The organism is Micromonospora sp. S4605, assembly GCF_003176715.1.
In the GTDB taxonomy this organism is placed as follows: domain Bacteria; phylum Actinomycetota; class Actinomycetes; order Mycobacteriales; family Micromonosporaceae; genus Micromonospora; species Micromonospora echinaurantiaca.
This window is the reverse complement of record NZ_QGSW01000234.1, coordinates 1-26,988: the sequence shown is the minus strand read 5'-3', so window position 1 is coordinate 26,988 and position 26,988 is coordinate 1. Positions and strand designations below refer to the sequence as shown.

The 26,988-nt window shown below is 74.9% G+C and carries 24 protein-coding genes and 1 pseudogene; 19 read left to right on the top strand and 6 right to left on the bottom strand.

The window, feature by feature from the left end; all coding sequences use genetic code 11:
- Positions 1–177 precede the first annotated feature (177 nt).
- From DLJ47_RS20120 to DLJ47_RS20095, 6 genes are read left to right on the top strand one after another with little or no spacing between them, the layout of a single operon-like run.
- A complete protein-coding gene (locus DLJ47_RS20120) occupies positions 178–969 on the top strand; it encodes an ABC transporter ATP-binding protein (RefSeq protein ID WP_109901621.1) in 792 nt (263 codons plus the stop codon).
- Positions 966–1,742: an ABC transporter ATP-binding protein gene (locus tag DLJ47_RS20115; protein WP_233257917.1), complete on the top strand. Its 777-nt coding sequence runs from the start codon at positions 966–968 to the stop codon at positions 1,740–1,742. Before DLJ47_RS20120 ends, DLJ47_RS20115 begins: the two co-directional genes overlap by 4 nt.
- Positions 1,739–3,631 (top strand): AMP-dependent synthetase/ligase, encoded by a 1,893-nt coding sequence (locus tag DLJ47_RS20110; RefSeq protein WP_109901617.1) that lies wholly within the window; start codon positions 1,739–1,741, stop codon positions 3,629–3,631. Before DLJ47_RS20115 ends, DLJ47_RS20110 begins: the two co-directional genes overlap by 4 nt.
- Positions 3,628–4,512 carry a branched-chain amino acid ABC transporter permease gene (locus tag DLJ47_RS20105; RefSeq protein ID WP_109901615.1) on the top strand — a complete coding sequence of 295 codons (885 nt, stop codon included), beginning with the start codon at positions 3,628–3,630 and terminating at the stop codon, positions 4,510–4,512. The genes DLJ47_RS20110 and DLJ47_RS20105 overlap by 4 nt, the downstream gene beginning before the upstream one ends.
- Positions 4,509–5,609 (top strand): branched-chain amino acid ABC transporter permease, encoded by a 1,101-nt coding sequence (locus tag DLJ47_RS20100; protein ID WP_109901613.1) that lies wholly within the window; start codon positions 4,509–4,511, stop codon positions 5,607–5,609. Before DLJ47_RS20105 ends, DLJ47_RS20100 begins: the two co-directional genes overlap by 4 nt.
- Before the next feature lie 16 nt (positions 5,610–5,625).
- A complete protein-coding gene (locus DLJ47_RS20095) occupies positions 5,626–6,924 on the top strand; it encodes an ABC transporter substrate-binding protein (protein WP_109901611.1) in 1,299 nt (432 codons plus the stop codon).
- Between the two features lie 46 nt (positions 6,925–6,970).
- Here DLJ47_RS20095 and DLJ47_RS36990 read toward each other — a convergent pair whose 3' ends face one another.
- On the bottom strand, positions 6,971–8,083 hold the full coding sequence (locus DLJ47_RS36990; protein WP_233257916.1) for a hypothetical protein: 1,113 nt from the start codon (positions 8,081–8,083) through the stop codon (positions 6,971–6,973).
- Positions 7,990–9,186, bottom strand: a complete 1,197-nt coding sequence (locus tag DLJ47_RS36985; protein WP_233257915.1) for a family 43 glycosylhydrolase — start codon at positions 9,184–9,186, stop codon at positions 7,990–7,992. Before DLJ47_RS36985 ends, DLJ47_RS36990 begins: the two co-directional genes overlap by 94 nt.
- A gap of 130 nt (positions 9,187–9,316) precedes the next feature.
- Between DLJ47_RS36985 and DLJ47_RS20085 the strand changes: the two genes are divergently transcribed.
- The 5 genes from DLJ47_RS20085 to DLJ47_RS20065 all read left to right on the top strand — a co-directional run bounded on the left by DLJ47_RS20085 (position 9,317) and on the right by DLJ47_RS20065 (position 14,824).
- Positions 9,317–10,057, top strand: coding sequence for an ArsR/SmtB family transcription factor (locus DLJ47_RS20085; protein ID WP_109901609.1), 741 nt, complete (start codon positions 9,317–9,319; stop codon positions 10,055–10,057).
- 228 nt (positions 10,058–10,285) lie between these two features.
- Entirely contained in the window at positions 10,286–11,302 is a 1,017-nt protein-coding gene (locus tag DLJ47_RS20080) for a cytochrome P450 (protein ID WP_233257914.1), read from the top strand.
- Positions 11,299–12,081, top strand: a complete 783-nt coding sequence (locus DLJ47_RS20075; RefSeq protein WP_109901605.1) for an isocitrate lyase/PEP mutase family protein — start codon at positions 11,299–11,301, stop codon at positions 12,079–12,081. Before DLJ47_RS20080 ends, DLJ47_RS20075 begins: the two co-directional genes overlap by 4 nt.
- Positions 12,082–12,238: 157 nt before the next feature.
- Positions 12,239–13,207, top strand: a complete 969-nt coding sequence (locus tag DLJ47_RS20070; RefSeq protein ID WP_109901603.1) for a DUF5715 family protein — start codon at positions 12,239–12,241, stop codon at positions 13,205–13,207.
- A gap of 3 nt (positions 13,208–13,210) precedes the next feature.
- Complete coding sequence (locus DLJ47_RS20065; protein WP_109901601.1) at positions 13,211–14,824, top strand: asparagine synthetase B family protein; 1,614 nt, start codon at positions 13,211–13,213, stop codon at positions 14,822–14,824.
- A 65-nt stretch (positions 14,825–14,889) separates the two neighbouring features.
- Here DLJ47_RS20065 and DLJ47_RS20060 read toward each other — a convergent pair whose 3' ends face one another.
- Both DLJ47_RS20060 and DLJ47_RS20055 read right to left on the bottom strand, forming a co-directional pair.
- Positions 14,890–15,234, bottom strand: coding sequence for a winged helix-turn-helix domain-containing protein (locus tag DLJ47_RS20060; protein ID WP_109901599.1), 345 nt, complete (start codon positions 15,232–15,234; stop codon positions 14,890–14,892).
- On the bottom strand, positions 15,231–15,974 hold the full coding sequence (locus DLJ47_RS20055; RefSeq protein ID WP_109901597.1) for a hypothetical protein: 744 nt from the start codon (positions 15,972–15,974) through the stop codon (positions 15,231–15,233). Before DLJ47_RS20055 ends, DLJ47_RS20060 begins: the two co-directional genes overlap by 4 nt.
- A gap of 332 nt (positions 15,975–16,306) precedes the next feature.
- Here DLJ47_RS20055 and DLJ47_RS20050 point away from each other — a divergent pair, with 332 nt between their 5' ends.
- Positions 16,307–17,239, top strand: a complete 933-nt coding sequence (locus DLJ47_RS20050; protein ID WP_109901595.1) for a PfkB family carbohydrate kinase — start codon at positions 16,307–16,309, stop codon at positions 17,237–17,239.
- Positions 17,240–17,374: 135 nt separating this feature from the next.
- Here DLJ47_RS20050 and DLJ47_RS20045 read toward each other — a convergent pair whose 3' ends face one another.
- Positions 17,375–18,373 carry a linear amide C-N hydrolase gene (locus tag DLJ47_RS20045; RefSeq protein WP_109901593.1) on the bottom strand — a complete coding sequence of 333 codons (999 nt, stop codon included), beginning with the start codon at positions 18,371–18,373 and terminating at the stop codon, positions 17,375–17,377.
- A gap of 103 nt (positions 18,374–18,476) precedes the next feature.
- Between DLJ47_RS20045 and DLJ47_RS20040 the strand changes: the two genes are divergently transcribed.
- On the top strand, positions 18,477–18,698 hold the full coding sequence (locus DLJ47_RS20040) for a DUF2188 domain-containing protein (protein WP_109901591.1): 222 nt from the start codon (positions 18,477–18,479) through the stop codon (positions 18,696–18,698).
- Positions 18,699–18,770: 72 nt separating this feature from the next.
- Here DLJ47_RS20040 and DLJ47_RS20035 read toward each other — a convergent pair whose 3' ends face one another.
- On the bottom strand, positions 18,771–20,225 hold the full coding sequence (locus DLJ47_RS20035; protein ID WP_109901589.1) for an LVIVD repeat-containing protein: 1,455 nt from the start codon (positions 20,223–20,225) through the stop codon (positions 18,771–18,773).
- 138 nt (positions 20,226–20,363) lie between these two features.
- On the opposite strand from DLJ47_RS20035, the gene DLJ47_RS20030 reads away from it, so the two are divergent.
- The 6 genes and pseudogenes from DLJ47_RS20030 to DLJ47_RS20005 all read left to right on the top strand — a co-directional run.
- Positions 20,364–21,044, top strand: a complete 681-nt coding sequence (locus tag DLJ47_RS20030) for a DUF305 domain-containing protein (RefSeq protein ID WP_109901587.1) — start codon at positions 20,364–20,366, stop codon at positions 21,042–21,044.
- 63 nt (positions 21,045–21,107) lie between these two features.
- Complete coding sequence (locus tag DLJ47_RS20025; protein WP_109901585.1) at positions 21,108–22,361, top strand: sensor histidine kinase; 1,254 nt, start codon at positions 21,108–21,110, stop codon at positions 22,359–22,361.
- Positions 22,358–23,023 carry a response regulator gene (locus tag DLJ47_RS20020; RefSeq protein WP_109901583.1) on the top strand — a complete coding sequence of 222 codons (666 nt, stop codon included), beginning with the start codon at positions 22,358–22,360 and terminating at the stop codon, positions 23,021–23,023. The genes DLJ47_RS20025 and DLJ47_RS20020 overlap by 4 nt, the downstream gene beginning before the upstream one ends.
- Before the next feature lie 147 nt (positions 23,024–23,170).
- Entirely contained in the window at positions 23,171–23,947 is a 777-nt protein-coding gene (locus DLJ47_RS20015; protein ID WP_109901581.1) for an ABC transporter ATP-binding protein, read from the top strand.
- On the top strand, positions 23,944–26,424 hold the full coding sequence (locus tag DLJ47_RS20010) for an ABC transporter permease (protein WP_109901579.1): 2,481 nt from the start codon (positions 23,944–23,946) through the stop codon (positions 26,422–26,424). The genes DLJ47_RS20015 and DLJ47_RS20010 overlap by 4 nt, the downstream gene beginning before the upstream one ends.
- A 336-nt stretch (positions 26,425–26,760) precedes the next feature.
- Positions 26,761–26,988, top strand: a pseudogene (locus tag DLJ47_RS20005) (serine/threonine protein kinase); the annotation flags it as partial.

Sequence of the window (26,988 nt, the reverse complement as noted above, 5' to 3'; positions counted from 1 at the left end):
CCCGGCGGCGCACCGCCCGGCGCGACCGGACGGCGCCGTCGCCCGGGCGGTCGGGCCGACCGTCCGCGGCCGAGCCGGCGGATCCAACCGTTCCGATCTTTTGCGGCGACGTTCCGCGCGGTTTAATGCTCGGTAACTTGTGGCGCACGCCACACTCGAGCCCCAGGAGCGCCGGCCATGCTGCAGGTGCGCAACCTCGAGGTCGTCTACGACGACGTGATGCTGGTGCTCCGCGGCCTGAGCATCACCGTCCCGCCGGGCGGGATCGTCGCGCTGCTCGGCGCCAACGGCGCCGGCAAGACCACCCTGCTGCGGGCCATCACCGGGCTGCTCGACATCCACGACGGCGAGGTGGTCCGCGGCGAGGTCACCCTGGACGGCCAGCCGTTGCACCGGCTGCGCCCGGCCGCGATCGTGCGCCGCGGCGTCGCGCAGGTGATGGAGGGGCGGCGGATCTTCGGCGAGCTGACGGTGGAGGAGAACCTGCGCCTCGGCGGGCACACCGACCCACGCCGGATCCCGGGCCGCCTCGACGAGGTGTACGCGCTCTTCCCGGTGCTGGCCGAGCGGCGCCGGCGCACCGCCGGCTACCTCTCCGGCGGCGAGCAGCAGATGCTGGCGATGGGCCGTGCGCTGATGGCCGGCCCCCGCTACCTGCTGCTGGACGAGCCCAGCCTCGGCCTCGCCCCGCGCCTGGTCGAGCAGGTCCGCGAGCTGATCGTGCGGATCAACGCCGCCGGCACCGGCGTGCTGCTGGTCGAGCAGAACGCCGCCATGGCGCTCTCGGTCGCCGCGCACGGCTACGTGCTGGAGACCGGCCGGGTGGTGCTCGACAAGCCGGCCGGGCAGCTGCTCGCCGACGACGACGTGCGCGAGTTCTACCTGGGCCTGCACGCCGGCGCCGACAGCGGCCGGCGGTCGTTCCGGGAGGTCAAGCACTACCGGCGACGGAAGCGGTGGTTGTCGTGAGCGACGAGATCCTGCGCTTCACCGACGTGCGGCTGAGCTTCGCCGGCGTCCGGGCGATCGACGGGGTGAGCTTCACCGTCGGCCGGCAGGAGCTGTTCGCCGTGATCGGGCCGAACGGCGCCGGCAAGACGTCGATCTTCAACGTGCTCTCCGGGGTCTACCGGCCACAGTCCGGTCAGGTGGTCTTCGACGGCGTCGACCTGGTCGGCCGCCGCCCACACCAGATCGCCGCGCTCGGGCTGGCCCGCACCTTCCAGAACGTCGAGCTCTTCGCCAACCTCACCGTGCTGGAGAACCTGCTGCTCGGTCGGCACCACCACATCCGGTACGGGCCGCTGGCGGCGGTGCTCTGGCGCGGCCGGGCCCGGCGCGCCGAACTGGCCGCCCGGGCCGCGGTGGAGGAGATCGTCGACTTCCTGGAGCTGGAGCAGTGGCGGCGGATGCCGGTCGGGCTGCTGCCGTACGGGGTGCAGAAGCGGGTGGAGCTGGGCCGCGCGCTGGCCATGGAGCCGAAGCTGCTGCTGCTCGACGAGCCGGTCGGCGGGATGAACCTCGAGGAGACCGAGGACATGGCCCGCTACATCCTCGACGTCCGGGAGGAGCTGGGCATCCCGGTGGTGCTGGTCGAGCACGACATGGGCCTGGTGATGGACCTCGCCGACCGGGTGCTGGTGGTCGACTTCGGACAACCGGTGGCCACCGGCACCCCGGCCGAGATCCAGCACCACCCCGACGTGATCCGCGCCTACCTGGGGGAGGTGACCACGACGTGAGCACCACCAGCGCGCCGACCGGGGCGCCCGCCACCGGCGCCGCCGACGCCGCCGTCCCGACCATCGCCGCCCGGGTACGCGAGCGCGCCCGGGCCACCCCGGAGCGGGTGGCGCTGCGGGAGAAGGTCCGCGGTATCTGGCAGGAGGTGACCTGGGCGGCGTACTGGGACACGGCGCAGACCGTGGCGCACGGCCTGCTGGCCCTCGGGGTGGGCCCGGGGGAGCGGGTCGCGGTGCTGGCCGAGAACCGGCGCGAGTGGCTCTGGACGGACGTGGCCACCGTCGCTGTCCGGGGCGTCACCGTCGGGCTCTACCCGACCAACCCGGCCGCCGAGATCGGCTACCTGCTGGCCCACTCGGGCGCCCGGGTGCTCGTCGCCGAGGACCAGGAGCAGGTCGACAAGGCCCTCGCGGTGCTCGACGACTGCCCCGACCTGGACCGCGTGGTCTACCTCGAACCGCGCGGCGTCCGGGGCCGCTACCGGCATCCGGGGCTGCTGTACTGGGACGACTTCCTGGCCCTCGGCGTCGCCCACCGGGTCGCCCACCCCGGCGCGGTCGCCGAGCTGATGGCCGCCGCCACCGACACCGACCTGGCCACCCTGATCTACACGTCCGGCACCACCGGCCGGCCGAAGGGCGCCATGCTCACCGTCGCCAACGTGGACTTCGCGGTGCGGACGGTCACCGAGGGCGGCGGCCTGGCCGACCCCCCGCCCGGCCCGGACGACCTGCTCCTGTCCTACCTGCCGCTCTGCCACGTCGCCGAGCGGGTCTTCACCACCTGGAGCAGCGCCGGCGCCGGGGTGCAGGTGAACTTCGCCGAGTCGGTCGCCACCGTGCCGGCCAACCTGCGCGAGGTGCAGCCGACCATCCTGTTCGGGGTGCCCCGGATCTGGGAGAAGATCCTCGCCACGGTCACCATCCGGGTGGCGTCGGCGTCCCCGCTCAAACGGGCGGTGGCCCGGTTCTGGCTGCGGGTCGCCGACCGGATCGGCGCCACCCTGGTGGCCACCGGCGGCCGGCACACCCCGGCCAGCCGGCTGGCGTACGCGGTGGGCTGGCTGTTCTGCTACCGGGCGCTGCGCGAGCGGATCGGGGTACGCCGGGTGCGCTACGCCGCCTCCGGCGCCGCCCCGATCGCCCCCGAGGTGCTCCGCTTCTTCATGGGCATCGGGGTGCCGATGCACGAGGTGTACGGGATGACGGAGAACTCCGCCATCGCCACCGGCAACCGGCCCGGCCGGGTGAAGCTGGGCACGGTCGGCGAGCCGCAGCACGGCGTCGAGCTGCGCATCGACGAGGCCACCGGGGAGATCCTCACCCGGCATCCCGGGGTCTTCGCCGGCTACCTGGACGACCCGGCCGCCACCGCGGCGGTGCTGGAGCCGGACGGCTGGCTGCACACCGGCGACATCGGCGAGTGGGTGGACGGCACGCACGTGCGGATCACCGGCCGGGCCAAGGACATCATGATCACCGCGGGTGGCAAGAACATCGGCCCGGCCGGCATCGAGAACGAGCTGAAGGCGTCGCCGTACGTCAAGGAGGCCGTGCTGATCGGCGACCGCCGGCCCTACCTGGTGGCGCTGATCGGCATCGAGGCCGACACGGTCGGGCAGTGGGCGCAGCGGCGCCGGCTGGCGTACACCACCTACCGCGACCTGAGCACGAAGCCGGAGGTGGTCGAGCTGATCCGCGCCGTGGTGGACGAGGTCAACGCCCGGCACCCGCGGGTCGAGCAGATCAAGCGGTTCCGGCTGCTGCCCAAGGAACTCGACCAGGACGACGGCGAGCTGACCGCGACCCAGAAGGTCCGCCGGGAAGCGGTCACCCGGGCCTTCGCCGACCTGGTCGACGAGCTGTACGCCCCGGGCGGTGACCGGTGACCGAGCTGACCGAGAGCGTGCTGCGCGGGCTGGGCACCGGCAGCGTCTACGCCCTGCTCGCCCTCGGCTTCGTGATCATCTACAAGGCCACCCGGGTGATCAGTTTCGCCCAGCCCGCGTTCATGCTGGCCGGCGTCGTGGCGGTCACCTACCTCGCCCCGGCCGTCGGCTTCTGGGCGGCGGTGCCGCTCGCGGCGGTCGGCACCGGCCTGCTCGCGCTCGGCGTCGAGCGCGCCGCCGTCCGGCCGATGGTGGGCCGGCCGGCGTTCGTGGTCGCCATCATCACCCTCGGCGTGGACGTCGCTGTCCGGGTGGTGGTCAACGCCTTCATCGGCCTGGACGTGCGGCACGTCGGCGACCCGTGGGGGCTGCGCACCCTGTCGCTGGGCCCGGTCGAGCTGCAACAGCGGCACCTGGCCGCGGTGGCGGCCACCGGGCTGCTGGTCGCCGGCCTGTTCGCGTTCTTCCGGTTCACCCGTACCGGGCTGGCGATGCGGGCCGCCGCGTTGGACCAGGAGGCGGCGCTGGCGCACGGCGTGTCGGTCGGCGCGGTCTTCGCGGTCAGCTGGGCGCTGGCCGGCGGGCTGGCCGCGGTGGCCGGCACCTTCGCCGCCGCCGGGGCCAGCGTGGACGCCGCGCTCTGGCTGATCGCCCTGACCGCGCTCCCGGTGATCATCCTGGGTGGACTCGACTCGCTGCCCGGGGCGGTGGTCGGCGGGCTGGCCGTCGGCGTGCTTCAGGAACTCACCGCCACCTACGCCAACGACCTCGCCTGGCTCGGCGGCAACGTCTCGGTGATCACCCCGTACGTGCTGATGCTGGTCGTGCTGCTGGTCCGCCCGTACGGGCTGTTCGGCACCCGAGAGGTGGAGCGGGTATGAGGGGTAGACCGCTGCTGCGCACCGCGTACGCGCAGGACCTGGCGCTGCTGGACACGCCGGCCAAGCGGTGGTGGACCGGCGCGCTGCTGCTGCTGGCGGTCGCGCTGCCCTTCCTGCTCACCGACGACCTGCTGCAACTGCTCGCGGTCTGCTGCGTGGCGGCGATCGGCGCGATCGGGCTCGGCCTGGTCACCGGGTACGCCGGCCAGGTCTCCCTCGGCCACGCGTTCTTCCTCGGCATCGGCGCGTACACCGCGGCGGCGATCAGCGGCGACCCGGACGGCCGGGTGATCGGCCTCGGGGTCACCGACATCGCGGTCTGGCTGCCCGCCGCCGGCCTGGTGGCCGCGCTGGCCGGCGTGCTGGTCGCCCCGCTGGCCACCCGGCTGCGCGGGCTCTACCTCGCCATCGTCACCCTCGGCCTGGTCTTCATCGGCCAGCACGTGTTCAACGAGTGGTCGGCGCTGACCGGCGGCGCCGGGGTCGGCCGGCCGGCCGCCACCCTGGAGTTCCTCGGTTACCCGCTCGCGGTGACCGACGCCGCCGCCACCCGCGACCAGAAGCTGTACTGGCTGATGCTCGGGCTGCTCGTGGTCTTCGCGGTGGCCGCCCGGAACCTGGCCCGCTCCCGGATCGGGCGAGCGTTCACCGCCATCCGGGACCGGGACATCGCCGCCGGGGTGATCGGGGTGAACCTGCCCCGGTACAAGACCCTGGCGTTCGCGGTGTCGTCGGCGTACGCCGGCTGTGCCGGGGCGCTGCTCTACACCATCACCGGCTTCTTCGACCCGAGTTCGTTCAGCCTGCTGCTGTCCGTGCAGTACATCGCCATGGTGCTGATCGGCGGCGCGGGCACCATCTCCGGCGCCGTCGCCGGGGCGTTCTTCATCACCCTGCTGCCCCGGCTCACCCGGGAACTGCAGGCGTGGGTGCCGTTCATCAGCACCCAGCCGAACGAGGTGCCGAACGTCTTCCAGGTGGAGACGATCCTCTACGGCGTACTCATCATCGTCTTCCTGATCTTCGAACCGCGCGGGCTGTTCGGGCTCTGGGTCCGGGCCCGCGCCTACTGGAAGGCGTGGCCGTTCTCCTACTGACCCGAGCGAGGAAGCCATGGCACTACGGACGTCGCGGACCGCCCTCGGGGTGGCCCTGATCCTGCTGGCCGGCACGCTCACCGCGTGCCGTGGCGGGGACAGCACAACTGACGAATCCGGATTGCGCACCGACGTCGGCGTCACCGCCGAGCCGTGCCCGGAGGCGGTCGACCGCAACAAGGGCTGCATCTACCTCGGCATCATCTCCGACCTCACCGAGGGGCCGTTCCGGGCCCTCGCGGTGCCGATCACCGACGCGCAGAAGGCGTTCTGGAAGCGGGTCAACACCGCCGGCGGGATCGGCGACTACGAGGTGGACGTGACCCGGTACGTACGGGACAACAAGTACAACCCGCAGACCCACAACCAGGTCTACCAGGAGATCAAACCGAACGTGCTGGCGCTGGCGCAGAGCCTCGGCTCACCCACCACCGGCGCCATCTTGGGCGACATGAAGGCGAGCAACGTGATCGCCGCCCCGGCCGCGTGGACCTCCGGCTACGCCTTCGAGGACGTCATCATCGAGTCCGGCGCGAACTACTGCGTCGAGTCGATGAACGCGCTCGACTACGCCCGCGAGGCGTACGCCCCGAAGTCGGTGATGGCGGTGCATCTGGCCGGCGACTACGGCGACGACGCCGCGGCCGGGGTGAAGCTGGCCGCGCAGACGCTCGGAATGACCTTCACCGACGTCAAGACCGACTCCGGCGCGGACAAGCAGGCCGGGGCCATCCAGGCCGTCCTCGCCGGCAAGCCGGACCTGGTGGTGCTCACCATGGGCCCGGCGGACGCGGCGACCATCGTCGGGCAGGCGGTGGCCCGCGGCTTCGCCGGCCGGTTCATCGGCACCAGCCCGACCTGGAACCCGGCGCTGCTGCAGAGCCCGGCCGCACCGGCGCTGCTGGCCCGCTACGAGCAGACCGCGCCGTGGAACACCTGGAGCACCGACACCCCCGGGCACCGGGCGCTGCGCGAGGCGTTGCCCGGGGTCACCCCGAACGACGGCTATACCTCCGGCTGGGTGTGGTCGTACCCGATGAAGGCGGCGCTGACCAAGGCGGTGGCCGACGGCGACCTGACCCGGGCCGGCCTGCTCAAGGCGGTCAAGTCGCTGACCTCGGTGGACTACGAGGGGATGCTGCCGGCGACCGCCGGCAACTACGCCGCCGGGGCGAACGAGGGCGCGGTCCGGGTCACCGCTGTCTACAAGCCGGACAAGGCCAGCCCGACCGGGGTGAGCCAGGTCCGCGAGCTGTTCACCGGGCCGACCGCCGGGGCGTACAACCTGGACCGGCCCTGCTACGAGAAGCTCTGAGCCGACCGGGTCGGGCCCCCGCGCCGGCGGGGGCCCGACCGCCGGGTCAGCGGTGGAAGCGCAGGTAGTCGAAGGCGGCGGTGACCGGCGGCTGCGCGCCGCCGTGGGCGACCAGGCCGATCCGGGGCGTGGTGTCGGCGGGGAAGGTCCACACCCCGCCCCACGTCCAGTGCTCGCCGTCCCGGCTGGAGCCGGCCCGGAACTCGTGCTCGCCGGTGACCGGGTCGACCCGGTGCGCCAGCCGCAGCCAGGTGGTGGTGGCCGGGGTGCCGACGATGTTGCCGCCGTACACCGGCTGGCCGGCGAAGGGCAGTTCGTAGCCGTACTCCACCTGCCGGGTGTTCCAGATCGCCACCTGGGCCAGCCGGGCGAACCGGTCGTCGTCGACGTAGGCGACCAGGCCGGCCTGCTGGTAGTTGCGCACGGTCTCCTCGCCCAGGTCGAGGGTCACCTTCGTCTCCACCACGTAGTCGCCGGCCGGCGCGTCGCGCAGCAGCACGCTCGCGGTGTTGCCGGTGCCGACCAGGTCGGCGGCCTGTGTCGGCCAGCGCAGCGCCCCGCCGGACACGGTGGCCGCCGGGTCCGGCCGCACCCAGCTCCAGGCCGGGTCGAGGCCGTCGGTGAACTCGTCGGACCACCCGGCCAGCAGGGCGCCGGCCCGTGGCTCCGGCACGGCGTGGCGGGCCGGCCGGTGCAGCCGGGCCACGCTGACGTTGTCGAACTCGGCGGCGCCGCCGGTGGCGGTCAGCCCGAGCCGCCCGGGCACCGGGCGGTCCAGCCGCAGCGCGACGGTGGCCAGGTGGTCGCCGAGCCGGGCCGGGCTCAGCTCGGCCACCAGCTGTCGACCGCGTACCTCGACGGCCAGGTTGTGCCGGTCGGCCGGGCGGTAGTTCGCCGGCAGAGCCGCGCTGGCGGTGCGACCGCCGTCGCCGGCCACCAGCCGGCCGGCCGCCGCGTCGACCCGCACCTCGACCCGGCCGCCCAGGGTCAGCCCGGCCGCGTCGGCGCCGGTCAGCCGCAGGTCGGTCTCTGCCCGCAGGTCACCGCCGACGGTGGTACGGCTGGTCAGCGCGCCGCTGCCAGTGAGCCGACCGTCGGCGACCCGCCAGTCGCCGGTGCCCCGCCAGCCGGCCAGGCCGGCGTCGAACCGCTCGTCCACCGGCCGGTGGTCACCGGCGCGGGCCGGTCGCCGTCGGACGGGCCGGCACCGGCGTTGACCGTCGGCCAGCCGTCGATCCAGTCGAGCCGGTCCAGCAGCATCGGCCGCTCGTTGATGCCGAACGGCTCGTCCAGGTACGGGTCGGCCCGGTCGAGCGCGTGGTAGACGATCCAGTCCTGGCCGGACAGGTCGGTGAGGAAGCCGTTGTGGCCGGTGCCGATCCACCGGTTGCCGTTCTGGGTGAGCACCGGCGTGCCGCCGGCCCGGGACGCGGTCAGCGGGATGCCGTCGCGGTCCACGAACGGGCCGCGCGGGCTCCGCGACCGGCCGACGTGGACGGAGTAGCCGGTGGCCGGGCCGGCGCAGCAGTTCGCCGTCGAGGCGAACAGGTAGTACCAGCCGTCGTGGCGCAGCACGTAGCCGCCCTCGAACTTGTTGTCGATCGCCACCAGGGTCGGCTGGCCGACCGCGCGCAGCCCGTCGGGGGAGAGCTCGGTGACCGAGATGCCCCCGTAGTAGCTGCCGTAGTAGAGGTAGCTGGTCCCGTCGACGTCGGTGAACTGGGACGGGTCGATGGTCCACAGCCAGCCTCCGCCGCCGCCGGGGCGGGGGGCCACCACCGGCTCGTCGGCGAAGGTCCACGGGCCGGTCGGGGTGGGCGCGGTCGCCGCGCCGATCGCGAAGTCGCTGCCCTCCGGGGAGACGGTGGTGTCGGTGACCGTCACGTACATCACGTAGCGGTCGCCGATCCGGCGCACGTCGGGGGCCCAGAAGCCGGCGCCGGGCGCCGCGTACGGGGGCCGCTGGTCGGCGCCGAAGGCGTCCCCGACGTACTGCCAGTGGACCAGGTCGGTGGAGCGGGCGGTGGGCACCCGGTGGAACTGGCGCTCGCCCTCGCGCAGCGGGTCGGTGGTGCCGTAGGCGTACCAGTAGCCGTCGTCACCGCGCAGGACGACCGGGTCGGCGAAGGTGTCGGCGAACCCGGCCGAGACCGGGTTGCGGTAGTCGGCGTCGGCTGCGGCGACGGCCGGCGCGGACGCCGTCGCCGCCAGCAGCAGACCGAGTACGGCGGCGAGCGCGCCGCCACGACGGAGTTGTCCCATCAGACCTGCCTCGGGTGGGGGAATGTCGACGAGGGTCGCTCCGTCCGTTTCTACAACGATGGATACAACGTTGTAAAGAGTCGGTGACCGGTCGGTGGCCGCCGAAGCGTGCCCGTGTCAGCATGGGCCGATGAGCGCCACCAGCACCGACGGCGCGGCGCTGGCCCGCCTCGCCGGCCTGCTCGCCGACCGCACCCGGGCCAGCTTCTGCCTCGCCCTGCTCGACGGCCGGGCCTGGACGGCGGGCGAGCTGGCCCGCGCCGCCGCGGTCGCCCCGTCGACCGCGAGCGAGCACCTGGACCGGCTGGTCGCCGGCGGGCTGCTGGTCGAGGAGCGCCAGGGGCGGCACCGCTACCTGCGGCTGGCCGGGCCGTCGGTGGCCCAGCTGGTCGAGGACCTGGCCGGCCACACCCCGGGCGCCGCGCGGCCCGCCCGCTCGTTGCGTGCCGTGCGCGCCGACGCGGCGCTGGCGTACGCCCGCACCTGCTACGACCACCTGGCCGGCCGGCTCGGCGTGCTGCTGCGCGACACCATGCTGACCCGGGGGCTGCTGGACGAGCGGGCCGGGCTCACCCTGACCCCGGCCGGGCGGGACTGGCTCGGCGGGCTCGACGTGCCGATGGCCGCCCTCGGCCGGCGTCCGCTGCTGCGCGACTGCCTGGACTGGACCGAGCGACGCCCGCACCTGGCCGGTGCGCTCGGCGCGGCGCTCTGCGGCCGGCTGTTCGACCTCGGCTGGCTCACCCGGGGCACCGGCCGGGCCGTCCGGTTGACCCCGGCCGGCGGGCCCGCCCTGGCCGGCGCGCTCGGCCTGACCGTCGCCGACCTCGCCCCGGTCGCCGCCCCGGACACCGGCGGCGGCCGCGCCTGACCCGGCCCCGGCGGGCACGGACCGGCCGCCGCGTGATCCACTCTGGTTCCCGGACATCGGGTCCGTCGTCGACACCGCGACGTCGCGGGTCGGCCCCGCGTGGTCCACTCCGTTCCCGCACATCGGGCCCTCAGGGCGTCGTCGATGCCGCGACATCGCGGAGGTCGGGTGGATCAACCCCGGGTACTTCGGTCCGGACCGAACCGATCCGGCCCTACCGTCGGTCGGGTGACCGTCGTGACGCACCTCCTCGCCCCTGCCGCCGGCACGCCGCCGTGCGGCCCGCCCGTCCTCGACCCGGCCACCGGCTGGACGGTGACCCGGCACGCCGACGTCCGCGCAGCGCTGCTCGATCCGGCCTGTCAGGTGCCGGTCGCCCCACCCGGCCGGCTTGGGACCCTCGCCTGGCTGCGCGGCACGGTGAGCCGGTTCAGCGCTCCCGAGACCCACCCGGGCCGCCGCGCGGCCGGCACCGCCATGCTGGCCGAACTCGACCACGACGAGCTGGGTGAGGTGGCCGCCCGGCGTACCGAGGAGGCGCTCGACCGGGCCGCCGACCGGCTGGATGTGATGGCCGTGCTCGCCCGCCGCGTACCGCTGCGGGTGCTGGCCGAGCGGCTGGGCCTGGCCGACCCGGACGCCGCCGTGCCGGCGGTGACCGCGGTCGCGGCCGCCTACCATCCCGGCGCCGACCCGGCCACGGTGCGGCGCGCGGACCGGGCCGTGGCCGCGCTGCTGCCGCTGACCCCACCGGATCCGCCGGAGGTCCGGGCGAACCGGATCGGCCTGCTGGTCCAGGCCGCCGACGCCACCGCCGGCCTGATCGGCGCCGCCGCCCGGCACGTGCTGGCCTGGCCGGCCGACGTGCCCACCGGCGACCTGCTCGCCGAGGTGCTCCGGCTCGACCCGCCGGTACGCGGCACCCGGCGGATCACCACCGCCCCGGTCCGGCTCGGTGGGCGGGAGCTCGCGTCGGGCAGCCCGGTGCTGCTGCGTTTCGACGCCGCCAACCGGGACCCGGCGGTGTTCGCCGACCCGGACCACCTGCTGCCCGGCCGTCCGCACGCGGCGCTGACCTTCGGCGCCGGGCCGCGCGGCTGCCCGGGGGAGCGGCACGCGCTGGCGCTGGCCACCGCCGTGGTGGACGTGCTGCGCCGCCGCTGCCGGCCGGTGCCCGCGCCGGTCCACCACGAACCGCACGCGCTGCTGCGCGTGCCGACCCGACTGGAGGTACACCCCCGATGACCGACCGCTTCGCCGCCTTCCACGCCCTGCACCACGCGGACCGGCCGCTGCTGCTGCCCAACGCCTGGGACCACGCCAGCGCCGCCGCGCTCGCCGCCCGTGGGCACCGGGCGATCGGGACCACCAGCCTCGGCGTCGCCGCGGCCGCCGGCCTGCCCGACGGCGAGGCCGCCACCCGGGCGGAGACGCTGCGGCTGGCCCGGCTGCTGGGCCGGCTCCCGGTGTTGCTCACCGTCGACGTGGAGGCCGGGTTCAGCGACGACCCGGCCGAGGTCGCCGAGCTGGCCGCCGAGCTGGCCGGGCTCGGGGTGGTCGGGATCAACGTCGAGGACGGCCGGGCCGACGGCGGCCTCGCCCCAGCCGAGCTGACCGCCGCCAAGGTGGCCGCGGTCAAGGCCACCGTGCCGGGCCTGTTCGTCAACGCCCGCACCGACACCTGGTGGCTGGGCACGCCCGACCCGCTGCCGGAGACGCTGCGCCGGGCCCGTGCCTACCAGGACGCCGGTGCTGACGGCGTCTTCGTGCCGGGCGTCGCCGACCCCGACCTGATCGCCCGGCTGGCCGCCGCGATCGACGCCCCGCTCAACGTGCTGCTGTCACCCGGCGGCCCGGGTCCGGCCGAGCTGGGCCCGCTCGGGGTGGCCCGGGTGAGCACCGGCTCCCTGCTGTTCCGGGCCGCGCTGGCCGGCGCCCTCGCCGTGCTCGACGGCGCGGGCGTCCCGCCGGGGCTGCCCTCGTACGCCGAGACACAGCGGCTGGTCGCGCCGTCCGCCGGGTAGCGGTTCGTCCCCCGGCGGTCGCCTGGCAGCCGTCCTGACCTGCTCGTATCCCTTCGGAGGAAGATAGGAGGATTGTTCGGGCTTGACCCGGTCCGGCCGATTACGGTGTGCGGCAGAGGTTGCCGACCGTTGTCGTGACGGGAGAGAGGACCGACCCATGCGAGTGCCGAGCCGAAGCCCGGGACACCAGCCCGGTCCGCCCGCCGCGTCGACCGCACCGGCCCGCCGCCGGCCACCGGTCGGCCCGTTGCGCCGGAGCCCGTCGCCCGGCCCCGACCTGGACGCCTACCGCGCCGCCGTGGCCGAGCTGCTGGTCGAGGTCGGCGCGCTGGCCACGGCGCCCTCCACCGCGGCCCGGCAGGTGCTGATCGACGCCCGGCTGCGCGAACCGGCTCTCGCGGCGGTGCTCGACGCCACCCCGCAGGGCTTCGTCGGCGCCCGCGAGACGCTGCTGCTGGAGATGGCCCGCTACCAGCCGAACGAGCGCAGCTCCGCCGCCGACCTGACCGCCCTGGTCCGGATCTACCTGCTCTCCCGCATCGACGTGATGTGGTGGCGGGACGCGCCCACCTACCTCACCGACGCGCAGGTCAACGCCAGCCCCGAACTGGTGGACCTGGAGTGGCTGCGCCGGCGGGACCTGCTCCGCTTCCGCTACCAGGAGCAGCCGGCCACCCTCCTCGGGCGGGGGGTACGGGCGCTGCGCCGCAGACTGCGGCCGGACGCCACCCCGCGTACCGCCGGGCTGCTGTTCCGGCGGGCCCGGCGGGAGATGGTCGCCTTCCTCAACGACGTCGCCCGCGAGTTCGCCGCCAGCACCCCGACGGGCACCCCGCCGCTCTGGGTGACCAGCCTGGTCCGCAGCGCCGAGCACCAGTACCGGCTGCGCCGCCTCGGCTACGCCGCCATGGTGCCCAGCGGGCACTGTCTCGGCTGGGCGGTCGACGTGGAGCTGGCCTGGTACGAGCGGTTCGGGGTCCGGGAGACCCTCGGCGGGCTGCTGCTGGCCCGGCAACAGGCCGGCGAGGTCAACGTGGTCGACGAGGGCCAGGCCTGGCACCTCTGCCTCGCGCCCGGCGCCCGCCGGCGGCTGCGCCGGGCGTACGAGGCCGAGATGGGGATCTGAGCGATGTGCGGCATCGTGCTGAGCCTCGGCCCGGAGGCCGACCCGGCGATCTTCCGGCGGATGCTGACGGTGCTCGCCCCGCGCGGCGAGGTCACCGAGACCCGGTACGAGAACGGCCTGCTCGCCGGCGTCCGGCGGCTGCGGGTGGTGGACCGGGAGCGGGCGGTGCAGCCGTGGACCTCCGCCGACGAGCGGTGGGTGCTCTGCTACAACGGCGAGGTCTTCAACCACCACGAGCTGCGCGGGGAGCTGACGCGGCTCGGGTACCGGTTCCGCAGCCTCAGCGACACCGAGGTGGTGCTGGCCGCGTTCCTGCACTGGGGCGAGCGGATGGTGACCCGGCTGCGCGGGGAGTACGCCTTCGCCGTGGTCGAGCGGGCCACCGGCCGCACCTACCTGGTCCGCGATCCGCTCGGCGTGAAGCCGCTCTACTGGACCCGCACCCCCGGCTGCCTGCACCTGGCCAGCGAGGTCAAGGCGCTGGTCGGGCACGGCACGCAGATCGCCGAGGTGCCACCCGGGCACCACGGCTGGGCCGACGCCGACGGGCAGGTGCGGCTGCGCCCGTACCTCGACCTGCTCCGGCTGGGTGCGGGGCTGCCGGTGGTGGACGACCCGGACGAGGCCGCCCTGCTCGTCCGTGCCGCCCTCACCGACAGCATCCGGGTCCGGGTGGACACCGACCTCACCGTGGGGGTGGTGCTCTCCGGCGGGTTGGACAGCTCGCTGGCCCTGCTGCACGTCCGCGAGCTGCACCCGGACTGCGTCGCAGTCACCGTGGGCGTGCCGGAGAGCCCGGACGTGGCGTACGCCCGGCGGCTCGCGGCCGACCTGGGCGTGCCGCACGAGGTGGTCGAGCTGCGCCCGCGCGACATCCGGCTGGCCGAGATCCGGGAGGCGATCCGGATCTCCGAGCTGACCGAGTACGGCGACATCATCAACGCGGTCGTCTCGGTGCCGATCTTCCGCCGGCTGCGGGAGCTGGGCGTCAAGGTGGTGCTCACCGGCGACGGGTCGGACGAGCTGTTCGGCGGCTACCCGATGTACCACGAGGTGGGCCCGGAGGCGTCTCGACGGCTCTTCCTGCACAAGATCCGCAACCTGTGCCGGACCGAGTTGCAGCGGGTCGACCGGGCCAGCATGGGACACGAGGTGGAGGCCCGGGTGCCGTTCCTCGACCTGAACGTGGTGGAGCTGGCGATGCGGCTGCCGGTCGCGCTGAAGCTGCGCGACGGCCAGGAGAAGTGGATCGTCCGGCGGGCCTTCGCCGACCTGCTGCCCGACTACGTCCGGCGGCGGCCGAAGAACCCGATGTCGTACTCGTCCGGGCTGCACGAGCGGGCCCGGCTCTACAAGCCACTCTTCGCCCGGCTGCACCGCCAGTTCGGCTACCACCTGCTGGAGCCGGTCCGCCGCGACTTCGACACCGTGCTCACCCGCTGCGGCAACGACCTGGACCGGGCCATCGCGGCGGGCCGGGCGCGACCGGACTACACCGTGCTGGAGCACGCCCGCGACCTGGTCGGCGCGGCGAGGTGGAACGCCGCCCCGATGGTGCGCCGGCTGGTCGGCCCGCGCCGCACCCGCGGCGACGAGGAGGCCCCGCTGCCGGGCTGAGCCAGGACGTCGTACTTGAGCCGATCGCGCCGGTACGCCTCGCGGAGCTGAGCGTCACCGCGCGCTCAGCCGTCGGCGTCCGGCCGGTTGGTGGCGGTGCGGATCCGGGCCACCAGCTGCTCCAGCACGGCGACCTCCGCCCGCAGCGCGGCCCGGCCCTGCCGGGTCAACCGCACCCAGGTGCACGGACGGCGGCCCTCGTAGCCCTTGGTCACCTGGAGCAGCCCGGCCTCCTCCAGGATGCGCAGGTGCCGGTTGAGGTTGCCGTCGGTCAGCCCGAGCTCGTCGCGTAGCACCGCGAACCGGCACTCGTGCGCCTCGCTCAGCACGGTGAGGATGCCCAGCCGGACCCGCTGGTGGACCACGTCGTCCAAGGTCGTGGCGGGGTGCGGTGGCTGCTGCCGCGTCATGCGCGGTCCGGACGGCGGCCGGTCACCAGCCGGACGGCGGCGACCGCGAGCAGGGGGAGTGCCATCAGGACAAGATAGTGACCGGGCCGCAGCCCGAGCTGGCCGCCGAGGCCGCTGCCCCCGCCGACCAGTCGGCCCGCCCAGCCGGGCAGTGCGCCCAGCGGGAACGAGGTGCACAGCCAGGCCGTGAGCAGGGCCATCCACACGCCGGCCGCGGTGAGGCCGGCACTGCGCTCGGCCCGGCCGAGCACCACGACCGCGGCGGCGAGCGGCAGCAGCGGGGTGAGCAGCCCCGGCCAGTACGGCCCGTCAGGCGCGGTGAGCCCGTCGGGCACCGGACCGGTCGGCACCGCGGCCAGCACGGCCAGCAGGGCCAGCACCCCGAGCCCGGTGCCGGCGACGAGCGGCCACGCGACCCGTACGCCGAGCCGGCGGGCACGCCACCGGTACCAGAGGCCGATGCCGGCGAACAGCAGCGGCGTGCCGACGAACCAGAACGCGTAGGAGGCGACCGGGCTGCGCTGCTCGTCGGGCAGCCCCGCCCACCAGGGGTGCTCGGCCACGATGGCGGTGGGGGAGGTCAGCGGGTGCCGGTAGAGCGCCACGCTGGCCAGCAGCAGCACGGCGACGCCGAGGGCGGGCAGCCAGGCGCCGCCGTGGACGCGCCGGTGGGTGCGTCGGCGCAACCGCTCAAGGGCGGCGAGGGTGTCTTCGGCCTGCTCGGTGGCGCCGGGCTCCATGGTGTACTCCTGTCTGACTTTGCGACAGCGATAGCTCTGCAAAGCAAAGTCTACGGCCGCCGCACCGCGCTGGCAACACCGTCGACCCGGGACCGGCCGCGCTGCCCTGACCCCGGACCGGGCGGCGGCCGGCCCGGCAGGGAAGCGGCAGCGAGGCCGGGCGCCGGCTCGCTCGCCTGGCCGACGAACTCGGCCTGGATCCCGGCCCGCAGCTCGTCGACGGGCGCGGCGTACGTCGGCCGGCCCGCCCGCCGACGGGCGTGGCGGACGCCGGCCTGCTCGCACGCCCGCCGGTGGGGCGTGGCCGGCGCCGGCCGGGGTAGTAGCCGGACATGGCGGGACTGGACGTGCTGGTGGTCGGGCAGGTGGCCCGGGATCTCGTGCTGCTGGTGGACGAGGTGCCGCCGGCCGGAAGCAGCGCTCCCGTGCGGCGACGCCGGGAACTGCTCGGCGGCAAGGGCGCCAACCAGGCCGTCGCGCTGGCCCAGCTCGGCGCCCGGGTCGGGCTGCTCGGGGTGGTCGGCGACGACGAGGTGGGGGAACGGCTGCTCGCCCGGGCGCGCGCCGACGGCGTGGACGTCGGTCCGGTGGTACGCCGGTCCGGCACTCCCACCGGGCTGATCGTCGACCTGGTCGACCGGGCGGCCCGGTGGCGCTACCTGGAGGACCTGCCCGAGCCGACCCTGCTCACCCCCGAGGACGTCGCCGGGGCCGCCAGCGCGCTGCGGGGCGCCCGGGCCGTGCTGGTGCAGTTGCAGCAGCCACCGGCGGCGGCGCTCGCCGCGGCCCGGACCACCCGGTCGGCCGGCCGGCTGGTGGTGCTCGACGGGGCACCCGAGGATCGGGCCGCCGCCGACGAGCTGCTGGCGCTCGCCGACGTGCTGCGCGCGGACGCCCGCGAGGTCGCGCTCCTCACCGGCGACGAGCCGACGGACGCCGACAGCGGCCTGGCGGCCGGGCGGAAGCTGCTGCGGCGCGGCCCGTCGCTGCTGGCCGTCGAGGTGGCCGGAGCCGGCAACGCGTTCGTCTGGCCGGACGGGGAGGTGTTCGTGCCGCTGAGCGAGACGCCCACCGTGGACGACACCGGTGCCGGGGACGCGTTCGTCGCCGCGCTCACCCTCGGGCTGCTCCGCGACGAGCCCCGCGACCGGGTGGCCCGGTACGCCGTCGCGGCCGCCGGCGCCACCGTCGGCCACCCGGGCGGCCGCCCGGCGCTGACCCCGGCGGCGATCCAGGAGCAGCTCGACCGGATCCCCGACCGCTGATCCGGCGGCGAGAGCGCGACGCCACGCCGTGGCCGAGCAACCGCAGTCGAGCGGCGCGGTCGACCACCGCGCCGATCCCGCGCCCCGGCCCGCCCCGAACAGCTCGCCGAGGCGGGCGGCCGCCGGGAACGGGGGTCAGCTCACCGGCAGCTGGTAGCGCCGCTCGGCGCCGCCGCTGGCGGTGGTCAGCCGGACCTCGCCGCTGCGCAGGCCGTACGTCACCGACCAGCGGGTGTGCCCCTGGCGGACGTCGGTGAGGATCCCGTGGGCGGCGGGCGCGTCGGCCACCCCGTCGGTGCGGCTGAGCGCCTCGGCGATCACCCGGTACCGCTGGTCCTCCCGGCGGCGCTGCTCCGGCACCCCGGCGACCGGCACGTTGGTCAGCGCCTGCCAGCCGCCCGATCCCCGCTCCACCCGCAGCCGGCCGTCGGTGAACTCGATCACCACCGAGGCGCCGGTGGCGTCGGCGATCAGGTAGTGCAGCGGCGGCCCGCCGTCGAAGTCCACGTTGTACCGCTGGAACACGGCGACCGCCTCGTCCACCGTGGCCGCCTGGTCGAGCACCAGCCGCAGGATGCGTACCGAGCCGACGGTCGGCTTGGCCGGGTCCCGCTCGGCCCGGGCGCCGTCGTCGGCGGCCAGCCCCACCGCCAGGCCGCGTTCGTTCATGCCGTCGAAGGGCAGCAGCGGGGCGTTGAGCAGCCGCCGGTCGCCGGCCGGGTCGGCGCCGACGCCGAGGTAGGACATGTCCACCACGGAGATGCTCGCGTAACCGTCCGGCGGGTCGGTGCGCAGCACCATCGCCGGATTGGCGTCCCAGTCGAAGTTGCGGGCGAACAGTGGCCGGCCCGGGTCGCCCGCGGCGACGAAGAGCGAGCAGCCGAACGGCTTCGTGGTCGGGCTGGCGTCCGTGCCCACCGTCGGGTCGTACGCCCCGACGTAGGTCATCTCGTACAGCGGCAGGTCGTCGACCTTGCGCAGGCTGGTCAGGGTCTGCTCGACCTGGCCCGGATCCTGCCGGGAGGCGATGGGCGTCCCGGTCACGGCCGGCGCGGGGCCGGCCGGGTCGGGTGTGGAACAGGCGGTCACGGCCAGCATCAGGGCGACGCCGGCGCCCCACAGAGTCCTCCGCATATCTGTTGGACGCTAGGGCAGCGATAGATGGTTGTCCACCGGCCCCGGTTTTCGGCCCGCGACGGCCGGGTACCTGAACCGCCACGAACGAGAGGCAGGTGGCATGAAGCGCAACGAATACCACGTCGTACCGAACGGTGGCGGCTGGAAGGTCGAGCGGGGCAGCCAGGTGGTCGGCACCTTCGACACCAAGCAGCGCGCCGTCGAGGCGGGCCGCGAGGCGGCGCACGGCAACGAGCCGAGCCAACTCGTCGTGCACACCGCCGACGGGAAGATCGAGACGGAGTACACCTACCAGGGCGACCCGTACCCGCCGGCGGGCTGACGCGACCGCCGCCCCGCGTACGTGACCGGGCCCGGCCCCCGAGCGGGGACCGGGCCCGGTCTGTCGCGTGGGTTACCAGCCCAGGTAGCGCGGCTGGGTCTGCACGTTCAGCTCGCGGTACCGGACCAGCTCCGCCGTCCAGGTCCGCCAGTCGGTCAGCTTCAACACGTCGAAGCCCTTGGCGATGTCGTTGGAGTAGATGTGGCCGTTGTAGTAGTACGCGGACCACGAACCGCCGCCGACCGGCGCCTCCGTCGAGATCGGACCGCGCTCCCAGAAGGCGATCTCCTTCGGGTTGGCCGAGTCGGTGAAGTCCCACACCGACACGCCGCCCTGGTACCACGCCTGGACCATGATGTCCCGCCCGAGCACCGGGATCAGCGAGCCGTTGTGCGCCACGCAGTTCTCGGTGTCGGCGTTGGTCCGGGGGATCTTGAAGTAGCTGCGGAAGACCATCGTCCGGTTGTCACCGCGGCCGGTGATGTCGTAGATGGCGTCCGCACCCCGGTTCGGGCCGACGGTCTCGTTGCAGGTCGCGGCGCCACCGCCACCCAGCTCGTCGGTGAAGACCACCTTGGTGCCGGCGTTGTTGAAGGTGGCCGAGTGCCAGAACGCGAAGTTGGTCGTGTCCCGCACCCGGTTGATCACCCGGGGCGCCTCCCGGTTGCGGATGTCCATCAGGATGCCGTCACCCATGCAGGCGCCCGCGGCCAGGTCCTTCTGCGGGTACGCCGTGATGTCGTGGCAGCCGGTGGTCGCCGACTTCTCGCCCGGCACGCCCTCGTAGCCGCCGTCCGGGAAGAGGTTCGGCGTGGCCACCACCGCCGCCTCGGTGGGCTTCTTCAGCGGCACCTTGACGATGGAGATGGAGTCGTGCGGGGGCTGGCAGTCCGGGAACTCCGCCCGCGGGCTGTACGAGGAGACGTACAGGTAGACGGAGCGGTTGTCCTTGGCCGGCACCAGCGTGTGGGTGTGCGAGCCGCAGGCCGTCTCCACCGACTTGATGTAGCGCGGGTTGGCCTTGTCGCGGATGTCGAAGATCTTGATGCCCTCCCACGACTCCTTCTCCGTCGCCGGCAGGCCCGTGCTGTTGCACGAGTCGTCGCTGCGTGGTGAGTCGGTGGAGAGGAAGAGCAGGTCGTCGTGGACGGAGATGTCGTTCTGCGAACCGGGGCAGAACACCGACGCCACCACCGTCGGCGCGCTGGGTCGGGAGATGTCCCAGACGACGAAGCCGTTGTAGTTGCCGGCGAACGCGTACCTGCCCTGGAACGCCAGGTCGCTGTTGGTGGCGTCCAGCGGGGCCTGCTTGGGCAGGTTGGTGATCAGTCGCAGGTTGGGACTGCTGACGATCTCGTCGACGCCGGGGATGGTGTTGGTGGTGTCCACTGTGCCGGCCGACGCCGGCTGCGGCGCCAGGCTGGCGCTGCTCGGTGGTGCGGTCACGGCGCTGGCCAGGAGCAGCCCGGCCGCGGCCAGGCTGACGACCCTGAACCGCCGGGTCCGCGGCGAGGGGAATCTGATCATCGGCGAGCCCTTCGCAAGGGGGGTGACGATTGTCCACACCTTACCGTCCGACGACAGACGTCGATGTGACCTGCGTCACATGACGTCAGGTCTGTCGATGGATACCATCGCGGTGACCTCGACCTCAGGGAGTGGCCCATGACCAACCGGCGCGCGCGGATCCTGGCGATCGTCACACTGGCCCTCGCGCTGCCGCTGGTGGTCCTGGTCGTGGTCCGCGCCGGCGCCGACCCGGCGCCCGGCGAGGCCCGACCGGCCGCCGCGACTGCCACGCCCACCCCGACCGGTCCGCCGGTGATCGTGCCGGGCCGGCCCGGCGAGTCGGCGGCGGTCCGGCCCGCCGAGCAGGTCCGCGCCCCCGAGCGCCCGCACAACGCGATGGACGTCGAATTCGTCCGGATGATGATCCCGCACCACGGGCAGGCCATGGCGATGGCCGAACTCGCCCCGGACCGGGCCGCCGACCCCGACGTGCGGGCCATCGCCGACCGGATCCGGGCCAGCCAGGGCCCGGAGATCGGCATGCTGCGCGGCTGGCTGCAGGTCCGCGGTCTCGCCGAGCGGGTCGAGGGGCACGACCACGGCAGCATGCGCGGCATGCAGTCGGCCGAGGCGATGCGCCGGCTCGCCGACGCCCGGGGCGCCGAGTTCGACCGGCTCTTCGTGCGGATGATGACCGAGCACCACCGGGGCGCGGTCGAGATGGCCACCGAGCTGCTCAAGGTCGGTTCCGAGCTGACCCTCTCCGAGTTCGCCAACTCGGTCGCCACCGAGCAGTCCGTCGAGATCGACCGGCTGCGCGAACTCCTCGACTCCTGACCCGGCGCCGTCCCGGCTGATCATGGCGGAGCGGCCGCCGCGCCAACCGGGCACGTACGCTGGGTGACCGTGAACCGCACGATCTTCGGCCGCCCGCTGCGCAGCGTCGCCTTCGACGCCTTCGTCTCCGCAGTGGTGGCACTCCTCGCCGTCGCCGGCGTGGTGGCCCAGCCCGGCGGCTGGCAGGCCACCCTGACCGGAGCCGCGATGGCGGTGGCGCTGCTGTTCCGGCGAAGCCACCCTTCGGCGGTCACCGCCGTGGTGGCGGCGCTCGCGCTGCTCCAGGTGGTCGCCGGCTGGGGTCCGCTGCCCTACGACATCGCGGTGCTGATCGCCCTCTACAGCGTCGTGAAGTACGCCGACCGGCTCCGCGACGGCATCCTCGCCGGGATCGTCGCCGCCGTCGGGGTGCTGCTGGCCGCTCTGCAGAACGACCAGCAGACCGACGGTGGCGTCGCCTGGTGGGCCACCGCGATCTACTTCGGGCTGGTCACCGGGGCGGTCTGGCTGGTCGGGCTCAACGTGCGGACCCGCCGGCTCTACGTGCTCAGCCTGGAGGAGCGGGCCGCCACCCTGGAGCGGGAACGCGAGGCGGAGGCCCGAGCCGCGGTGGCCGGCGAGCGCACCCGGATCGCCCGCGAGCTGCACGACGTGGTGGCGCACAGCATGGCCGTCATGATCGTGCAGGCCGACGGGGCGCGGTACATGCTCGACCGCGACCCGGAGACCGCCCGCGCCGCGGTCAAGGTGGTCGCCGACACCGGCCGGCAGGCGCTGGAGGAGATGCGCCGGTTGGTCGGCGTACTGCGGGAGGAGGACCGGCCGGAGGCGGCGGCCGAACCCGGCGCGGCGGCCGAGCCCGACGGCGCCGGGGTGGCCGCCGACCCGGAGCACCGCCGGCTGGCGCTGACCGAACTGCCCGCGCTGCTGGACCGGTTCCGGGCCGCCGGCCTGCGGGTGCGGTACGCGGTGACCGGCGAGCCGGCGCCGTTGCCGCCCGGGCTGGAGCTGACCGTCTACCGGGTGGTGCAGGAGGGGCTGACCAACGCGCTCAAGCACGCCGGGGTCGGCGCGGCCGTCGAGGTCACCCTCGCCCACGAAGCCGGCGCCGTGCTGGTCGCGGTGGTCGACGACGGGCGCGGCCGGACCGTGGTCGGCCCCGCGCCGTCCGGCGGCCACGGCCTGGTCGGCATGCGCGAGCGGGTGGCGGTGTACGACGGCAGCCTGACCGCCGGACCCCGGCTGGCCGGGGGCTGGCAGGTGCGGGCGCGGCTGCCGCTACCGTCGACGGCCGGAACGGAGGTGGTGGCGGCATGACGGTCCGCGTGGTGATCGTGGACGACCAGGCGCTGGTGCGCGCCGGGTTCCGGATGGTGCTGGACTCCCAGCCCGACCTCGAGGTGGTCGGCGAGGCGATCGACGGCGCCGACGCGCTGCGGGTGCTCGACCGGGTCGCCGCCGACGTGGTGGTGATGGACATCCGGATGCCGACCATGGACGGGGTGGAGGCGACCCGCCGGCTCTGCGCCGGGCGGTCCGCCGGTCCGCCCCGGGTGCTGGTCCTCACCACCTTCGACACCGAGGCCGACGCGTTCGCCGCCCTCCAGGCCGGGGCCAGCGGGTTCCTGCTCAAGAACGTCCCGCCGGAGGAACTGCTGGCCGCGATCCGGGTGGTCGCCCAGGGCGACTCGGTGGTCGCCCCGTCGATCACCCGGCGGCTGCTCGACCGGTTCGCCGGCCGGCTCGGCCCTGGCCCGACCGAGGACCCCAAGCTGGCCCAGCTCACCGAGCGGGAGCGGGAGATCCTGCTGCTGGTGGCGCAGGGGCTGTCCAACGCCGAGATCGCCGCCCGGGTGCACGTCGCCGAGGCCACCGTGAAGACCCACGTCGGGCGGATCCTGGCCAAGCTCCAGCTCCGCGACCGGGTGCAGGCCGTGGTGCTGGCGTACGAGAGCGGGCTGGTCATCCCCGGCGGCTGAGCCGCCGTACGACCTGGGTCGTACGGGTCCGCCCGGTCAGGGGCACCCGTGGTCGCAGCACGGTCGAGCGCGCGGGTGGACGCCGCCCCGCCGGCCCGCCCATAGCGTCGGAGACGTCCCACCAACGATCTCCACGGGGAGCGCCACGTGTCCGTCGCACCTCCCGCGCACGCCGCCGCCGGCGTCGCGGTCACCGCCCGCGGCCTGTCCAAGCGGTACGGCAGCGGCCAAACCGCCGTCGTCGCCCTGGACGGCGTCGACGTCGACTTCGCCGCCGGCCGGTTCACCGCCATCATGGGCCCGTCCGGCTCCGGCAAGTCCACCCTCATGCACTGCCTGGCCGGCCTGGACCGGCCCACCGCCGGTGCGGTGCGCATCGGCGAGGCCGACCTCACCCGGCTCGACGACCGCCGGCTCACCCTGCTGCGCCGGGACCGGGTCGGCTTCGTGTTCCAGAAGTTCAACCTGCTGCCGGCGCTGAGCGCCGAGGAAAACATCGTGCTGCCGCTGGCCATCGCCGGCCGCCGCCCCGACCCCGGCTGGCTGCGCCAGGTGGTGGCCGCGGTGGGGCTCACCGACCGGCTGCGGCACCGGCCCGCGGAGCTCTCCGGCGGGCAGCAGCAACGGGTGGCGGTGGCCCGCGCCCTGATCACCAAGCCCTGGGTGATCTTCGCCGACGAGCCCACCGGCAACCTGGACTCCCGGGCCGGCGCCGAGGTGCTGCGGCTGCTCCGCGAGGCGGTCGACACCCTCGGGCAGACCGTCGTCATGGTGACCCACGACCCGGGGGCCGCCGGGTACGCCGACCGGGTGGTCTTCCTCGCCGACGGCCGGCTGGTGCGCGACCTCGACGCGCCCACCGCCGAGCGGGTCCTGGACGCGCTCGCCGGGCTCGACCCGGCCCGCGAGGCGGTGGCCCGGTGATCCGGCTGACCCTGCGCTCGCTGCGCGCCGAGGCGCTGCGCCTGCTGCTCTCCGCGCTGGCCATCGTGCTCGGCGTGGCGTTCGTCGCCGGCACGCTGATCTTCGTCGACGGCATGCGGGCCGGGGCGTACGAGCGGGCCGGCACCTTCGACCGGCACACCGACCTCGGCGTCTACGCCGAGTCCGAGGCGCTGCCGCCGGCCCTGGTCGACCGGGTGCGCGCGGTCGACGGGGTGGCCGCCGCGGCCGGCGAGCTGACCGGCTCCGGCGGGGTGCTCGGCGCCGACGGCCGGCCGGTGCTCGGCTACGCCGTGCTCGCCGCCATCCCGGTCGAGCCGGCCCTGCGCTCGTACGACGTGGTCGCCGGCCGGCTGCCGGACCGCCCCGGCGAGGTGGTGCTGGACGCGCCGACGGTCGCCGCCGAGGGCTTCACCCTCGGCGCCCCGGTCCGGATCGGCGGGGCCGGGGGAGCGGCCCGGCCGTACACCCTGGTCGGCACGGTCGACGTGGCCGACACCGCGCGCGACGTCGGCGGCCCGTTCATCGGCCTGGTCGGCTCCGACGCCCTCGCGGTCACCGGGGAGCGCGGGTACGGCCGAATCATGGTGGCCGCCCGGCCGGGCGTGGCCGAGGCGGAGCTGGTCGACCGGGTCGCCGCGGCGGCCGGCGCCGGGCCGAGCGTGAAGACCCGCCAGCAGATCCTCGACGACGCCGTCGACGAGGCGGTCCGCAGCCTGGAGCAGTTCAACATGGTGCTGCTCACCTTCGCCGGGGTCGCGGTGGTGGTGGCCGGGTTCGTCATCGCCAACACGTTCGCCATCGTGCTGGCCCAGCGGACCCGGCGGACCGCGCTGCTGCGGCTGGTCGGGGCGACCCGCGGGCAGCTGTTCCGCGCCGCCCTGCTGGAGGCGGCGGTGGTCGGCCTGGCCGCCTCCGCGGTCGGCGTGCTGCTCGGCGTCGGCCTGGCCGCCGGCCTGGGTGAGCTGATGTCCCGGCTGGACGCGCCGGCCTCCGGCGGGCTCACCGTCACCGCGCCGACGGTGCTGCTCAGCCTGGTGCTGGGCACCGCGATCACGGTCGGCGCGGCGCTGCTGCCGGCCTGGCGGGGCACCCGGATCGCCCCGGTCGCCGCGCTCACCGACGCGGCGGTGCAGCCCACCCGGGGCGCCGGCCGGTTCCGGCTGGCCGCCGGCGCGGTGGTCTTCGCCACCGGGATCGCCGCGCTGGTCGGCGCCGCGTTCGCCGTGCAGGTGCTGCTGGTCGCGGCCGGCGGGGTGCTGACCTTCTTTGGCCTCGTGCTGTTCGGGCCGGCGCTGGTGCCGGCGCTGGTGCGGGTGTTCGGCTGGCCGGCCCGCCGGGTGTTCGGGGCGACCGCCGGCCTGGCCGTGGCGAACGCCGTCCGCAACCCACGGCGGATCGCCGCCACCGCCACCGCGTTGGTGATCGGGATTGGCCTGGTCTCCGCCTTCGTGGTCGGCGCGCGCAGCACCAAGGACGGCATCGAGCGCAGCGTGGACGCCGAGATCGGGGTGGACCTCGTGGTCACCGGGATCGGCGGCGACCTGCCGGCGACCCTCGCCGGCGAGCTGCGCGCCCGCCCCGAACTCGGCGTGGTGCACGAGCAGCGCAGCGCGGTCTCCGCCGGGATGGAGATCCGGGCCGCCCACCCGGCCCTGGTCGCTCGGACGCTGACCGGGGTGGTCGCCGGCGACCTCGACGGGTTCGGCCCCGGCACGGCGCTGGTGCACCGGGAACTGGCGCAGGCGCACGGCTGGACCGCCGGCTCGACGGTCACCGTGCGGGGCCGGGCGCTGCGGGTCGCCGCCGTGGTCACCGACGACGGGCCGGGGCCGGCCGGCAGGTCGGTGCCGGCCGGTCACGTGATCGAGGTGGTCGACGACGACTTCACCGCGCTCTTCCCGGACCGGCGGGGCTTCCTGGCCGAGATCGACCCGGCCGACGGGGTCTCCGCCGGCTCGGCCCGCGCGGCCGTGGAGACGGTCCTCGCCCGCTACCCGACGGTCAACCTGATGGACCAGGCCGCGTACAAGGAGATGCTGACCAGCACGGTGGACATGCTGCTGGCGTTCGTCACCGCGCTGCTCGGGCTGGCCGTGGTGATCGCGCTGGTCGGGGTGGCCAACACACTGAGCCTGTCGGTGGTGGAGCGCACCCGGGAGAACGCCGTGCTGCGCGCGGTCGGGCTGACCCGGGGTCGGATGCGAGCCATGCTGGCGGTCGAGGCGGTGCTGATGGCGCTGGTCGGCGCGGTGCTCGGCGTGGGTCTCGGCACCGGCGTCAGCGCCGCCGCGATGGCCCTGCTCGGCCGGATCGGCGGGGACTTCCACGTGGTGCTGCCGCTGGGGCAGCTCGGGCTCATCCTCGGCGTCGCGGTGCTGGCGGCGCTGGGCGCCTCGGTGCTGCCGGCCCGCCGGGCGCTGTCCCGGCCGGTGGTGGAGGCGCTCGGCGACCAGTGACAACCCCGGGGTGACATCCGCCGGCCGGTCCCGCCCTTCCTCAGGGCGGCGGGACCGGCCAGCGGTGCCGGGTCAATCGGAGCCGCGGCGCCGCGCCGGGGTGTGGGCCGCGGCGTGCCGGCCGCCGGTACGCGCCGAAGCCCTACCTGCCCTCGACCCTAGCGCCGTCTTTGCCATCATGAGTCCGTTTTGAAAACACCGGTGCCCGTGGGGCGCCCGTGCCCTTCGTGGTCACGGCACCGACCCGCCGCCACCCGGGTCGGCCGTGGGCGAGGCCGGTGACTCCGTCGGCGGATCGACCGGCGGCGGGGCACCCTGGTCGGGGCCGGCGCGGCGGTGCTGGTCGCGCTCGCCGCGCTCGGCGCGGCGCTGGGCGCGGCCCGGGAGGCCAACGCGCCGGCCGTGGAGATGCCGACCACCGTGCCGGCGACCGCGCCGAGCCAGGCCGAGCTGCCGGTCCAGGACGAGGCGAGTTCGGTCGCCCCGGGGAACCGGCCGTTCCGACCGGCCGGGTCGACCGGCAGCCCGTCGGCCTCGGTGAGCCCGACCCCCAGCGCGCAGCCC